General features: G+C 43.6%; 8 protein-coding genes. 1 reads left to right on the top strand and 7 read right to left on the bottom strand.

The annotated features are described in order from the left end of the window. Positions 1 to 5: 5 nt before the first annotated feature. From rnr to fsa, 3 genes are all read right to left on the bottom strand, one after another. A complete protein-coding gene (gene rnr / locus SCB77_RS17300) occupies positions 6 to 2,135 on the bottom strand; it encodes a ribonuclease R (protein WP_320183245.1) in 2,130 nt (709 codons plus the stop codon). A 509-nt stretch (positions 2,136 to 2,644) separates the two neighbouring features. Then, positions 2,645 to 3,091: a Fur family transcriptional regulator gene (locus SCB77_RS17305; RefSeq protein WP_320183246.1), complete on the bottom strand. Its 447-nt coding sequence runs from the start codon at positions 3,089 to 3,091 to the stop codon at positions 2,645 to 2,647. A gap of 461 nt (positions 3,092 to 3,552) precedes the next feature. After that, positions 3,553 to 4,212, bottom strand: coding sequence for a fructose-6-phosphate aldolase (gene fsa / locus SCB77_RS17310; RefSeq protein ID WP_320183247.1), 660 nt, complete (start codon positions 4,210 to 4,212; stop codon positions 3,553 to 3,555). A gap of 122 nt (positions 4,213 to 4,334) precedes the next feature. Here fsa and SCB77_RS17315 point away from each other — a divergent pair, with 122 nt between their 5' ends. Continuing rightward, the gene (locus SCB77_RS17315) at positions 4,335 to 5,564 is read left to right on the top strand and encodes an MFS transporter (protein WP_320183248.1); all 1,230 of its coding nucleotides are present in this window, start codon (positions 4,335 to 4,337) and stop codon (positions 5,562 to 5,564) included. On the opposite strand, the gene SCB77_RS17320 is transcribed toward SCB77_RS17315, so the two are convergent. The 4 genes from SCB77_RS17320 to SCB77_RS17335 form a co-directional block, all read right to left on the bottom strand. After that, on the bottom strand, positions 5,541 to 5,978 hold the full coding sequence (locus tag SCB77_RS17320; RefSeq protein ID WP_320183249.1) for an aspartyl protease family protein: 438 nt from the start codon (positions 5,976 to 5,978) through the stop codon (positions 5,541 to 5,543). The genes SCB77_RS17315 and SCB77_RS17320 overlap by 24 nt on opposite strands. A gap of 117 nt (positions 5,979 to 6,095) precedes the next feature. Next, on the bottom strand, positions 6,096 to 7,034 hold the full coding sequence (gene mdh / locus SCB77_RS17325; protein ID WP_320183250.1) for a malate dehydrogenase: 939 nt from the start codon (positions 7,032 to 7,034) through the stop codon (positions 6,096 to 6,098). Between the two features lie 200 nt (positions 7,035 to 7,234). Continuing rightward, a complete protein-coding gene (gene tamL / locus SCB77_RS17330; protein ID WP_320183251.1) occupies positions 7,235 to 9,544 on the bottom strand; it encodes a translocation and assembly module lipoprotein TamL in 2,310 nt (769 codons plus the stop codon). After that, positions 9,534 to 14,900: a translocation/assembly module TamB domain-containing protein gene (locus SCB77_RS17335; RefSeq protein WP_320183252.1), complete on the bottom strand. Its 5,367-nt coding sequence runs from the start codon at positions 14,898 to 14,900 to the stop codon at positions 9,534 to 9,536. The genes tamL and SCB77_RS17335 overlap by 11 nt, the downstream gene beginning before the upstream one ends. Between the last annotated feature and the right edge of the window lie 55 nt (positions 14,901 to 14,955).

The raw sequence follows: 14,955 nt of genomic DNA on the forward strand, positions 1-14,955 counted from the left end.
AGCGGCTAGGATAATAAGGTGAAATCTATTTGTCTTTTTTCAAGATCAACTTTTTTTACTTTAATCTGCACCTCGTCGCCGAGCTGGTACTTCTTTTTCTTGCGCTGACCGATGATAGCGTAATTTTTTTCGTCCAGCGTGTAGAAGTCGTCGGTGATGTCGCGTAAGCGAACCATGCCCTCGCACTTGTTTTCCTCAATTTCTACATACATGCCCCATTCGGTTACGCCAGAGACAATACCTTTATATTCCACCCCAACTTGCTCCTGCAGAAATTCGGCTTGCTTGTATTTGATGGATGCGCGTTCCGCCTCGGCGGCTTTCTTTTCCTTTTGAGAGGAATGTTCGGACATCTTTTCGTAATGCTCTGCATTGATCTTATGTCCGCCATCGAGGTAGAATTGTAGTAAACGGTGTACCATCACATCTGGATAGCGCCGTATCGGTGAGGTGAAGTGTGTATAATAGTCAAAAGCAAGGCCGTAGTGGCTGGTGCTCTTTGTGGTGTATATGGCCTTTGCCATGGAGCGAACGGCAAGGGATGTCAGTAGGTTTTGCTCCTTGCTGCCTTCTATCTTGGTCATCAAGGCGTTCAGTGATTTTGCGGTTTCTTTATCGCTCTTGATGGATAGCTTGTGTCCGAATCGTGAGGCAAATTGCGAGAAGGTGGTTAGAGTTTCCGGGTTTGGCGTGTCGTGGAAACGATACACGAAGGTAAGCTTATTTTTGCCACGGCCTTGTTTACCGATGTATTCTGCAACCTTACGATTGGCCAACAGCATGAAGTCTTCAATGAGTTTATGGGCATCTTTGCGCACCTTCGTGTAGACTCCTGTGGGCTTTCCGTTTTCGTCCAAATGGAATTTTACCTCCTCGCTTTCGAAGCTGATGGCTCCATTTTTAAATTTACGTTCCCGCAAAATGTAGGCAAGCTCGTTCAGTTTTAATATTTCGCTGGCAAAGTCGCCTTCTTTTTGTTCGATCACTTCTTGGGCTTCCTCATAGGTAAAGCGACGGTCAGAGTTGATAACCGTTCTGCCAAACCACTGGTCGATGACATTTGCTTTTTCGTCCATTTCGAAGACAGCCGAGAAGCAGAGTTTTTCCTCGCGCGGTCGTAGCGAACAGACGCCGTTGGAGAGTCGCTCTGGCAACATCGGGATAACTCGGTCTACAAGATATACAGATGTGCCGCGCTCGAAGGCTTCCTTATCAAGCGGACTGTCTGGAATAACATAATGAGAAACGTCTGCAATGTGGACGCCGATTTCATAGTTTCCGTTATCAAGTGTTCGGAAGGAAATGGCATCATCAAAATCTTTGGCGTCAAATGGATCGATTGTGAAGGTCAAGATATCTCTAAAGTCTCGACGCTTGCTGATCTCCTCTTGGCTGATCTTATCCGGTATGCTGTTGGCTTCCTCTTCGACTTCTTTCGGGAAGGAAAGTGGGAATCCAAAGTCTGCCAAGATGGCATTCATCTCTGTGTTGTTTTCCCCTTTCTTTCCTAGGATGTCTTTCACTCTGCCGATAGGATTCTTGGCATTTTTTTTCCATTCGATAATGGATACCACGACCTTCTGCCCATTGGTCGCTCCGTTCAGATTGTCCAAAGGGATAAAGATGTCGTGAATCATCTTTCTATCATCCGGCAAGAAAAAGGCATACGAGTCGGAGATGTCTATCGTTCCCGTAAAGTCGGTCTTGGCTCGTTGGACAATCTCAACAACCTCACCCTCCCGTTTTCGTCCTTTACTTCTTTCGTATACATGCACCTTGACGATGTCGTTGTGCAGGGCTTGGCGAAGCTTTCTTGGGGCAATGTAAATGTCGTTCTCAAACTCATCGTTCGGAACAATGTAGGCAGAGCCGTCGGCGGTCATGTCTACCTTTCCTGTGATATAAACATTGAGTTGGCGTAGCTTGAACTTGCCCCGCTGTATCTGCAGGAATTTGCCTGATTTCGATTCGTCGGATAGAATGTCGGCGATGGCGATTTTGGAATCGGTATCGTGGATGTTGAGCTTTGCTGCAACCTGTTTGTAGTTTAGTGGGCTGTTGTTGGATTTTTCAAATATGTCGAGAATAAGTCTTGTTAAGACTTCTTTATAGGGGTTCTCTTTTTTTTGTTTCATACGTCTAAAATTTACTTCACTTCGGTTTGCGCTTCGTGTTTATGTGAGCGGGGAAGAGTAGGGGAGTGTCGTGCTGCTGACGCAGACCAGCTCCTTTAAAATGTATAACTAAGATACGCAAAAAATGTTCTATTGCTAGTGTCATTGTTTGTCACTTATGCTGTGTTTATATCGTTTGTTTTGTTTTTGTTTATTTTAGCATTTTTATGTTACTCATTATTAGCTTTTTATTTTATTTTTTGCTAAATTTTTGTTTTTCGAAAACGTCGTTATTGGCTATGTACGTGCATATTCAATGTCTTGCGTCCATTTTTATGTTTATTGCTAATTGTTTTTACTTTTATTGATTGTTTATTTTAATATTTTTAATCACTGTATTTTAGATTTTTAAATGTTTTTTGCTAAAATTTTTTACATAGTAATTTTTATATTACATTAGCTTTTTTTTAACAAAAAAGCGCAACCTCTATGAGGTTACGCTTTTAAAAATATAAGGTAATAAAATCTCTTTATTTCTCCTGTTGACAGTTATCACAGAGACCTACAGCATTGAGTGCGATAGCATGTAAAGTGAACTTTTCAGGCACTGGAATCTTCGGTAGTGATATTTCTTCCAAGCAAAAAACGCTGTTACAAATTGAACAGATGAAATGCACATGTTGATCATGGTGATGATCGGCAGTGCAATCCGAGCTGCAGATCGCATAAGTCGCTGTGCCGTTTAAATCGAATATTTTGTGGACTATACCTTTCTCTTCGAAGCTGGATAAAATCCGGTAGAGCGTCACACGATCAATTTCTTTACCTACGATCTTTTCGAGATCGGGCTGTGATATTGCTGCATCTTTTTGCGTTATTTCGTTCAAAACACGCATTCTATGTGGGGTCACTTTAAGCGCATTTTGCTTTAAAAGTTTGATAAAATCCCGTTCTTTTTCGTTTGTTACACTTGTCATGATACTTGTAAAAGTACACATTTTTTAGATCAATTTTAAATCTTGTAAAGGTTCGGAACAGTTAAATTTCTACTTGTTAGCGAACCTTATTTATATAGGACAGTAGCAATTATCTATTCTTTTCGTGCGAGTTTTACGAACACGAAGTGTCTGTAAACACAACTGTATTCGTTGATCTATTTGGCAAAACGCTCGTTCTACAGCTAAATTTTTCAATGGACGTTATGCTCGTTTACCGTGGGAATGCTCCTCATTTCTCCCCGTTCGGCGATGTATAATGCATAAATAGAATTGGTGATTTTGGGTAATGGCTGATCGTTTTTCTCTTGTTGAAAAATAGTTGGGTATTCAAGAAGAGCTGTTTACTTTGTAGGTAGGAGGCGAGTTGTAAAGAAAAAAAACTCTCTAAATGTCTATTTTTAGAGAGCTTTTTAAAGCAGAAAAACGAGTTTTCTGTATGCTTATTTTCCTGCCGCTTTGGCATGGTCAGCAAGGAATTGCGCTAGTCCGCTATCCGTTAATGGGTGCTTCAATAAAGAAACGATCGCCGATAGAGGGCCAGTCATTACATCAGCACCGATCTTTGCACAGCCTAAAATATGCGCACTGTGACGTACGGAAGCAGCTAAAATTTGCGTGGTGAAACCGTAGTTATCATAGATCAAACGAATCTCTTCGATTAAAGATAGACCGTCTACGGAGATATCGTCCAAACGACCGATAAATGGTGAAACGTAGGTAGCACCTGCTTTTGCTGCCAATAAAGCTTGACCAGCAGAGAACACCAATGTACAGTTGGTTTTGATTCCTTTTTGGCTAAAGTATTTAATTGCTTTTACGCCGTCTTTGATCATGGGAACTTTAACAACGATCTTAGGGTTAAGGGCAGCGAGGATTTCGCCTTCTTTGATCATGTTTTCGTAGTCGGTGGAGATCACTTCAGCGCTCACATCGCCATCGACAATCTCGCATATTGCTTTATAGTGGTTGATTACATTTTCTTCGCCACTGATGCCTTCTTTTGCCATTAAACTAGGGTTGGTTGTTACACCGTCTAAAACGCCTAGGTCTTGCGCTTCCTTGATTTGTGCTAAGTTCGCAGTATCAATAAAAAATTTCATGTTGAATAGGTGATTTATAATAATTTAAAAAGATTTAAAACATAACGTAAGCATACGCGTTACAAAAGTAGCTATATTATTTTTCAATCTGTTACGTTTGATCAAAACATTTTTTATCCCTAATGGATATATTTAGATCCCTTGCTTACCCTAATTTTCGATTACATGTTATCGGTCAGGCTATCTCCCTATTGGGCACTTGGATGCAACGTGTTGCTATCAGCTGGCTGGTTTACGAAATGACCAATTCTGTCTTTTGGCTAGGTTTTGTGCAGTTCATATCACTGCTACCATCTCTGATCCTTTCGCCTTTTATCGGTTCTTTTGTCGATCGCCACAAGAAATATAAGCTTGTTTTTATCACGCAGATAGGCTTAATGGTACAGGCCGCGGTGCTGACCTTGGTTGTGGGTATGCGTTGGGAAACGGTGTTCTTGTTATCTATACTGGGCTTTGTGCAGGGTATCATCAATGCCTTTGATGTTATGGGTAGGCAATCGTTGATGATATCGCTCGTTGATGAACGTCGTGATCTGCCCAACGCTATCGCCTTAAATTCATCCATTTTTAATGCTGCGAGGATGGTTGGCCCCGCAATAGGGGGGATTCTGTTGACGAAATACGGCGAATTTGTATGCTTTGGTGTTAATTTCGTTAGCTTTGTTCCTGTCATCATTTGCTTGATGTTGATGCGTGTGAAAGAGGATCGTTCGAAATTGACGAAAGAAAGTAATTGGACAGGATTGGTTGAGGGCTTCAGTTACCTTCGTCGATCGCCACATATAGCCTCTTTAATTATTGTTCTCACTTTTTCCAGTTTATTTGTTATCCCATACACGTCGCTATTGCCGGCCGTTGCTAAGGACTTGTTCAAGGGGGACGAGTCTACATTTTCTTGGTTTGAAAGTGCAGCTGGCTTTGGTGCTATGATCGGAGCGATTAGTATGGCGCGATTAAAATCTGGTGAAAACCTGCGCTATCGGGTTTTGTTCGCCGCATTTATGATGGGCATATCGCTCTGTCTGCTTGCTTTTGCTCACTATCTTCCGACAGCCTTATTGTTTACGATGATGGTGTCCATGGCCATGATGATGCAAAATTCATCGATCAATACATATATACAGACGCATGCTGTATCCAGTTACCGTGCGCGAACGATCAGCTATTATGTGATGGCTTTTCAGGGAATTGCGCCAATAGGAGCGCTCTTTGTCGGCGCTACGGCATCTTACTTTGGTATCAAGCATACACTATACATCATGGGTGGGGCAGGCATGCTTATCTCGTTGGGATACTATACCTATATTAGGCTACACATTCACCGACGCCTATTTAAGTTTCCGGGTTCGTAAAGTCAGCATTTGCTTGAAATAATCAATCTTTGCACCATACGGGCGGAGGATATCGCCGCCAATAACACCTATAACAGGCTCTAAATTCATCTGTTCGTAAGCATAATTGATCGAACTCAGGTCCAAAACGGCGGTCAAGAAATGTTTATGCTGCCAATTGTGTATTTTGAACAAAGGGATTTCCAGCGTAAAGCTTTCCATGGAATTGGTGCCCAAGCCCGTGGATAGAATATCGGTATTCTGAAAGCGTTCTTCAGGTATGCCCGAATGCAAAAGGGTGGTTTTGTCCAATACCGTTTTTGATGCGCCGGTGTCCAGCACCATTTTAAAGCGTTGGTCAAAAAGTTCTACATCGACCAAAAGATGGTATCCATCGCCATGAAGGTCGATTATCGTTAGTGGAATTTTTTGCATGGTCTAAACATAAACATTTTTTCTTGACTTGTCATGCTCGATGTACATCAGCTCAACATAATTAAATAAGAAATGGAAACAATATTCCCATTTCTTATGGTTATGTGATAGTCGATTCTAGATAATATGGTTATCGCGCAATACTTGGTTCATTGCGCGCACGGCGTCTGCGCTTTTCGCAAATGCCTCTTTTTCCGAGTCAGATAGTGCTAACGGTACAATACGATCCCAGCCATTTTTATTGATGATCACCGGTACCCCGATATGGATGTCTTCCTGATCAAACTCCCCTTCCAAATAAACGGAAGCGGTGAACAGGCGATTTTGGTCGCGTACGATGCTTTCTACCATGGCTGCTGCAGCAGCGCCTGGTGCATACCAAGCCGAGGTGCCGATCAAGGCCGTCAAGGTAGCACCACCTACCATGGTTTTCTGTACAATATCCGCTTGTTCTTCTTCCGAAAGAAATTCCTTGACGGGGATGCTGTTCCACGTGGCATGCTTGATCAGCGGAATCATCGTCGTATCGCCATGTCCTCCAATAACAATAGCTTGCAGATCATTTGCTGACGCATTTAATTTGTCTGCGATTTGGTATTTGAAACGTGCCGAGTCGAGCGCACCGCCCATCCCGATAATCCTGTTCTTAGGGATTCCGCTTGATTTCAGCGCTAAATAGGTCATGGTATCCATTGGGTTGGATACCACTATTATGATAATATCTGGTGAATATTCCAGTAGATTTTGTACCACGGTTTTTACAATTCCTGCGTTCGTTCCAATCAACTCTTCCCTTGTCATGCCTGGTTTTCTAGGTATCCCAGACGTGATTACCGCTACGGCCGAGCCAGCCGTTTGTAGGTAGTCGTTCGTGGCGCCTTTGATCTTGCTGTCAAAGCCCAATAGTGCTGCTGTTTGCATCATATCCTGCGCTTTTCCTTCGGCCACACCTTCTTTGATATCTAAGAGAACAATCTCTTCGGCAATGTTTTTCCGTACAAGGTTGTCTGCCGTGGTTGCGCCGACGGCACCTGCTCCAATCACTGTAATTTTCATGTTTTCTGGATTTTATGGTAAGAACTGATATCTAGTTAAATATACTAAAAAGTTGCTGTAATCTTCGATACTATAGGAAGATGTTTGTCATTTTTACCAGAAGCTGCTCGCTGGTCTTCCCGAAAGATATCTCCAAATATGGGCATAAAAAACACCTTCCTCGGTTTGCTGAGGAAGGTGTTTGTTCGTTGAATGCTTTCTTAGAAAGGATAGCCGATGGCAAGATTGAATACGAGGTTGTTGCGTCTCCAGTCTCGATCGCGAATATCAATGTATTTAAATACCCAGCGATCACCTGTCTCGCGGTAGGGTACGCGGAATGGTATTGCAAGATCGGTCCGGATGATCAAAAAGTCCAAATCAACACGTAAACCTAAACCACCCCCAACGGCCAGTTCTTTATAGAAATCTTTTGTCAAGGTACCTCCCGGTTTACTTTCATCGGCACGCTGCAGCCAGATGTTTCCGGCATCCACAAAGGCTGCCCAATGGAATATCCCGGATATCTGCGAGCGATATTCGGTATTGAGTTCCAACTTATAATCCCCCGTTTGGTCGGCAAAGAAGTTGTCCTGCCCAACGTTCTCTGGCACGGCCGTACCAGGACCTACAGCCCTCGCTCGATAGGCGCGCAAACCGTTTGGACCACCTGAGAAATACTGTTTCAAGTAAGGCAGCGACAGGGAATTTCCGTAAGAGTAACTGGTTCCTACCATGATGCGCGATGCCAACTGCGAATTAGCAGACAGTTTTAGATAATGCCGAAAATCGACCTCCGCTTTGATAAATTGCGCGTAGGTTGTACCGAATAGTTGTTTGAAATTGCCGTCGCTGGCATTTGCTCCTTGTATCAACCCTAAGACATTTCCTGAGGTATTCATGCCCGCTTTTACGTAATAGGTATTAGTACGGTGGGCTTCCATAGAGTTGGTGAACGTAAAGTTATAGTTGGGACCGAATGAAAACTGTGGATCAACGATGTGACGTAGGGTAGGGACGGTATCCATCTGCGCACGGTAAGCGTCCGTGATGTTCCGCGGCTGCACATAGATAATCTCGAGTGCCGCAAGATCATGCTGCTTCTGTTCCGATTCTTTCCAGTTGTAGCCGTAGTTCAAGGTCAACGAATTTAAGGTGTATGCGTTTCTACGGTTCAAAAATTCGTATCCTATCTTGGAATAGGTTTTCGGGATAAAACGACGCGAAGGTGCCCATTTGTAGGGCGATAACAGCCTAGGCCAAACAACACCTACCTCAGCGCCATAACGAAGGTAACTGGAATTTAAATTAACATTGCCGCCCGTTTGTGTTTCATAACCGCCAAACACGCTTAACGTTAATGTCTCAAAACCTTTAAAGGCGTTACGCAAGGTCCAGTTTACATTTGCCTCTGTACCGTTGTAAACAGCGGCAGTTTTTGCGAGCACCTCAAAGCGGATCGATTTTCGCTGCATGGGAGTGAGGTAGTAGTATACATCCATAGTGTTGGTCGAATCGGGGCTATCCACAAAATTGTTCTTGACAAATTTGAAGGCGTTGAGGTTCACCAAATGGCTGATTGTCATGTTGTGATCGTGCCTGTTGTAGGTGTCTCCTTTATGAAAGAAGATGTGTTTGGCCAATACGGGTTTACGGTATGTGTTCTCCGGATCGATGATGTAGTAGTTATCTCGAAACAGCTGCGAGCTGCGTGGACGTGCCGTGCGAAATCCTTCGGACGTTTGTTCGTAATTAGGGTAAATAAAGATATTACCAATTTTTTGTGGCGATTTTGCCTTTTCTGCAGTCTCCGGTTTTATCGTTACATACATGTCTACCTTGTCGCCACCTTTGGTACTATCTACCTCCACCAAAATATTATCCGGTGAAAAATAATAATAACCTTTATTCTTAAGGTCGTTATCGATGCGGTCGCGTTCGTTCAGTATGACATCCAAGTTGTAGTTGCTGCCCAGTTTTAATAACGAGCTGTCTTTGGTGCTCAAGATATCCCTACCGAGTTGTTTATTGGGATCGACCTCAAAATCCACCTTGGCAATACGGTAGATGTTTCCCGGAAAAGCGTTGTAGTTTACTTCTGCCAGTTTACCATGGATGCTGGTGTCAGAGGTTACATAGGCATTGAAGAAGCCGAGATTTTCTAACCTGTTTCGCAGGAGGTTTTCATTATATTCTCGGTTAACATCGCTCAAGAGTACCGGTTCTTCGCCTTGCTTCTTTAGCCAGCGTTTCACGAATCCGGTGGTGGTATCAGGTCCACCACCCATGTTCCAAAAGCCTAGCTTAAAGCGTACACCCAACAGTTTTTTGTTGGGTTTTGGTGTAAGCAATCCCTGAAGCTGCTCTTCGAAGGCTTGTTTTCGCTCCGCAGGAATGCTGTCCTTATGAATGATTACATTACCCTTGTCGTACAGTTTTTCGTCCTCAGCGAGGTACTTGGTCGAATTACATGCGCCTGCCAGCACCAAGGCAACCAGCCCTAACAGAACGGGATATTGACTAGTCTTCATTCGCATTCCTTTCTTCATCTTCGTTTCGTATGGCATTCTTTGGGGCATCTATCGTTGTTTTCGTACTGTCTTTTCTTGCATTTTTCGTATCTTCTTTTGTCGCTAGACTATCGATATCTTCCTTTCGGATCACGCGTGCTGTTGTGTCGATAGCATCGCTCTTGGTGCTATCTTTTTTGTTTTCGTTTTGCTGTTTTTGTCTTTCTTGCATCCGCTTCCGGAATTCTGGGCTATGCTGCATCAGGCTGTCGCGAATAACAAGACGCACACTATCTCGATACACGGAGTCGGAATCCATTCGTTCGACGTCGAAACGACGACGGAAACCTTTACTGTCGGTATCATAATATTGTTGCAGCGCTTTCGAGTTCATAAAGAGTTCCTTGAAACGATCATAGCTCATGGTAATGATAAAGCCAAGGCCTGTTTCAACAAATTGTCCCTGCAGCGTGGCTTGATATTGATTTTTACGGTACACGCGAGCAAAATAGCGTCCATCTTTTGATAGTTGGTAGTCCAAGGAAACGTCGCCAGCTATGTTGGAAGCTTTTTCTCCAGGTCGGGAGTTGCCCTCAACCTCGAAATTCGAACCTATTGTGATTTTGAGGCGATCGTCGAACAGCATTTTGGATACGCCCACATTAAGATCTGTTCGTGTCTGTGCGTTTCCAGTCAAATAGTCTTCTTCCGATTGGAGGTTGAAGTCCAATTCTACTCCTTTAACCAAATCGGATGCAAGATTGTTGAGCTGTCCCGTCAGGAACGAACTTACCGTGCTGCGCGCTAGACCTTCGGCGCCGCCACCACCAGAGAGACTCTCGAAGGGGTTTGAAGACATAAATCGGCCGAGTGCAATCAAAGAAAACACTTGCTTATTCAGTTCTGCCGGATCGGATCGTATATTGGAAAGCGCTATGTTCACTTTGCTGACCACATCTTGAGAAGCAATGGCATTGTTTTCATCCAAATCAATATCAAAATTGATTTGCGGTTTAAACAATTCTCCCGTCAAAATAAGCTTTACATCAAACGGAATACGTTGCTTGTAAAGATTTTGACTTTCAGAGCCAACTTGCGATTGCACCAACTCTAAGGTAGAGAAGCGGTTTCGATAAACAGCCGTAATATCCAATCGTGCGTCCAATGGGTCACCGTTCCACGTGATCGTACTTCCTTTTTGAAAGGTAAATGGTCGTGAAATAGGGCCAAGGGAGAATGTATAATCTCCTTTTTCAACCGTATACGTACCAGACATGGTAATCTTATCGCTAGCATCGATAGTCGTATTGATTTCGGCGATACCTTGTATATTTAGCGCATCTTTCGTACCCTCATCGAGAATAACCTTAAACTTGGCATCTCTATCAGTGGATAGGTTCAGTGCGATATCATAGCCAGAGAGCTTGGTAGCAGTTGTTAGTGAATCCAATTGTGCGAATACATTCGCGCGCGCCGTATCGCTACGATTCACAAATTTCACTACACCGTCACGCTGGGCAAGTCCAGGGTCGTCATTAGGAACAATAAAATTAAAATCTGTTTTATCGTTTACACGAATATCACCGTCCACGCGCGGATTATCCAAGTTACCGGTAATACGCAGGTTGGATGTCAGGTATAGCTTTCCGAAAAATAGATCGTTGTCTTCTCGTGTCGAGTTTACGGCAGCAAAGTCATCCATGGAGATGTTTAGATTGAAGTCGAAATCCGTGTATGTTGTTGTGCGGATAGACCCGTTTAAACGAGTGGCATTGCCCCTAGAATCTTTGATGGTAAACTGGCGGAACTGTATGCCTTGGTTGTTAAAACGTATGGCTTGATTGTCCATCAAAAGGTCGGCGTTGAGCATACCAATATTCATCTTGGCCTGCTGGAAGGTCAGTGCGCCGTCGATGCGAGGCTGGTCTACCGTTCCCGTTATTTTGATGTCGCCCACCAAATCACCGGCAGCATCTTCAATGTAACCCAAGCTAAAGGCTTGAATCGTTGTCATCTTCATCGGTTTAAGCGAAAGCGTGGCATCAATCGACGACGGTGCATTCGGCGGGCTGATAAAATTACCGATAAGCTGAACATCGTTTCCATTTTCACTGATTTTGATATCGGCCGCAAAAGTGTTCTCTTGGATGTTGTTTACTTGTATAGCTACATTACCAACCGTATCCTTTCCAAAGTAAAATTTCTCGATATTTAGGTCGGATACAAACACTGGACTGCTTTCTAAACGTGAGATCGTCGCTGTACCATTTATCCCTCCTCCGAGATTCAACGCTTCCGACTCCACGATTTGTGTAAGTGTTTCTATCCTAAAGTTGTTGAATGTAAGGTCTATCGGCGCATTGCTACTGGAGTCTTTGGATTGAATCAAGAATTCCTGTCCTTTATTGGTCAGTCGGAAGCTATCGGCCCTTAGTCCTTGGCTGCCGAAGCTAATCTGGTTAGCAGTGTCGATAGACCATTTCTCATAGTGTAGCACTAAGCCGTCTTCCTTCAGACGTAATGCATAATTATTGTCGGCAACTTGCATACCTGCGCCCAAGTGATATTGCTCTTTCCCTGCCTTATCCTTTATCCAAAGGCCAAAATCCAAGTTGTTCTCCACGACACTGCCACTGAAGACGGTGTTTGTGAGTTCGATCGTGTTCACCTTAATTCTATTGATCAGTGCCGAATAGTAAAGTGTGCTGTCTGCGGTCGTCAGGTCGACGCCCACGTTTTCAATGAGTGTACCGCCATACAAAATCTTAGGTGCGATAAGCTTAGCCATAATACTTTTCGACTCGCTATCAAAGGTTCCATCGAGCGTTACGTCGCGCATCTCCTCTAAATCGGGAAGAAAATCGCGGATAAATCGGGAGTTGTTTAACGTAGCACTGAACTCGAAATTTTGTGGGTCGTAAGCCAATGTTGTTGCTGGCTCACCTTTCGGATTGTAATACATCTGGACGATATCTTGTATAGAATTTCCGAGTTGTGTTAGCTTATATTTACCTACTAAGTGTGCCCTTAAAAATTCTGAATTTAGTACCAGGGTATTTCTGTTGCTGTCGGCAGAAGCGCGAAGTGCAATGGTGTCGAGGGTGTATCGGTCGTTTTCGTACGCAATGGATGAGTTAGACACGATGACCGAGCCGTTGAGAAAATCTGGGTCAGCAGTTTCGAGATCGGCCACAATCTTTCCGTGGTATCTGAAATTTTGATCCATCAACTTTAGGTTCTGTAGATTGATACTATCAATCATCAGGGTGGCCTGCACTTTTGGATAAGTGCCGCGCATATCGGCGGCGAAGTCCATGTTCAGCTGTATATTTGGATCGGGACTAACCAACGAACCTGCAATATCGCCACCACTGGCTTGTGCGTCCAGCTTGATATTACGATAGGTGTAACCCATTGCATCCAGTTGGTTAAGGTTGCCCTCCACTGTGGCATTCATGTTTTTGGGATTCAGACCTGTACCTTCAACTTTAGCCTCTACGGAGATAATGCCCAATACGGAATCTTGATTTAAGATATTACCTAAATTAAAATTGTCGACGGAAACGTATGCGTTATATGTCGTATCACGCCCCATGGACATCTTCCCGTTTACCGTTGCATTTCCCTTTTCCGTTACCAGGCTTAGATTCGTGTCGAAGCCCTTCATTCCGCCTTTAAATGTTCCTGATAAACTGATGGCATTTGGAAGCTGTATGCTGTCTGGGAGCATCGATTTATCAACAAGGCGCTCAATATCCCCTCTGCCAGTCGTGAATTTTTTCAATTTCAGATCCACATTCAGTTTTTCCATATCGGGAAGTCCCTTGATGATGGCGCTGGCAACGAGTTGCGTACGGTCAAGTGTTTTAAATTCGATATTCGGAATGGTCAAGTTGTCCATCTTCCCGCGTACCGTTCCGTCTATATAAAAGGAACGAGCAAGCAAAGGCTTCATCACCTGCATTGTATCTAGATCGGGAACGAAATACCGGATATCGCGCATGTCGATCGTCGTCTTTCGTATTTTGGCGTCTACATTGACCAAATTTGGATTGGTGGATATCGCATCTAGCGAAGGATAGGTGATCTTGACGTAGTCACGGATCGTTGTATAAGGTGTCTGTGCCAGTAGATTCTTTATTTCCGCCCCTTTGCTGCCGTAGACAAAGTCTGCTTGTAGCTTTTTTACCGTAAATCCAGAGTGGTCTTTCATGCTCAGGTTCTGCAACGAACCGGAAATGGAATCTGTGGAATAATAAAGGTCTTCAAGTTCACCCAAGAAATTAGTGATCTTGATGTTTCCATAGTCGAAGCCTTTCATTCGGGCTTGATTATCATCTTTAAACCATACATTGGTTTTGTTGATCACGAGCCTATCGGCAGATACGACCCAATTCATGCTGCTTGCTGTTTGCTCCGTATCTGTAGCAGTCGTTTTGGTAGCCGCAGGACTTGTCTTGCCAAAAAGGATCTGCGAATCGGATTCATCAAGTGCCACTTCTTCCAAGCGGACGATTTCTTTATTAAGATCAAGCTCTTTAATGCCTGCTTGCAGTCGTTTGATGTCGAATTTGGTATCCATTTTGCTCGCTGCATCGGCATAGCTCACGAAGATATTGGAAAGATCGATGTTTTTAATTTCTAGATCCGGCAAAAGCGAACTGCTTTGTGCCGAGCTGTCGGTAATACCGAGGTCGGCCGCACTTGGTGCTTCGGTATCCGATACAGGCTGCCACTGTTTGACGACAGCTGTTAGTCCGTCTATCTTTATATCGGGCATGGAAAATGCCATATTGTTCGTCAGTTCAAACTTCTTGACACGGGTGTCAAAATGGTTGAGCCGAATATCGGCGCTGGTACCTATTACTTCATCGTTGTAAACAAAATGAATTCTTTTAAAAAGGACATCCTCAATGTTGAAAACTAAGGCAGAAGAGCTGTCGGAGGTAGGTGTGCTTTCTTTTTCGGAGGTAAAGGCTTGCATGATGTAGTCGAAGTTGAAGCTACTATCGGGCAGCGTACGGCTGATTTTGGCTGTGATACCTTCAAGTTCGAACTCTTCAATTTCCACCGTATTCTTGAGAAGCTTAAACATATTGATATCCACAAGAAGCTTCTCTCCGGCAATCAAGGTGTCTTTCGATTGATCTTCGAAATACACGTTCTCCAGAACCAATTTTTTTGGGAATGTAATATTCACGTAACCGATACTTACGGGTGTTCCTATTTTGGTCTCCAAATAATTGGTTACTTTACCAACGACATAGTTTTGAACGGCCGGTATCCGAATAAGAAAAATGATCAGTAAAATGAGAGCGATGACACTGCCGATGATCCACAGTATGGTTTTTAGGGCTATTCGTCCGAATCGATTCAAAGCAATTTATTTAAAAAATGATGTTATGCGATTACTAAATACTACTTAAAAACGC

It is taken from the genome of Sphingobacterium bambusae, from assembly GCF_033955345.1.
Lineage (GTDB): Bacteria > Bacteroidota > Bacteroidia > Sphingobacteriales > Sphingobacteriaceae > Sphingobacterium > Sphingobacterium bambusae.

Bases quoted from the DNA above. Each gene is read 5' to 3' on its own strand.
- rnr (WP_320183245.1), bottom strand. From the start codon at position 2,135: ATGAAACAAAAAAAAGAGAACCCCTATAAAGAAGTCTTAACAAGACTT.
- SCB77_RS17305 (WP_320183246.1), bottom strand. From the start codon at position 3,091: ATGACAAGTGTAACAAACGAAAAAGAACGGGATTTTATCAAACTTTTA.
- fsa (WP_320183247.1), bottom strand. From the start codon at position 4,212: ATGAAATTTTTTATTGATACTGCGAACTTAGCACAAATCAAGGAAGCG.
- SCB77_RS17315 (WP_320183248.1), top strand. From the start codon at position 4,335: ATGGATATATTTAGATCCCTTGCTTACCCTAATTTTCGATTACATGTT.
- SCB77_RS17320 (WP_320183249.1), bottom strand. From the start codon at position 5,978: ATGCAAAAAATTCCACTAACGATAATCGACCTTCATGGCGATGGATAC.
- mdh (WP_320183250.1), bottom strand. From the start codon at position 7,034: ATGAAAATTACAGTGATTGGAGCAGGTGCCGTCGGCGCAACCACGGCA.
- tamL (WP_320183251.1), bottom strand. From the start codon at position 9,544: ATGAAGACTAGTCAATATCCCGTTCTGTTAGGGCTGGTTGCCTTGGTG.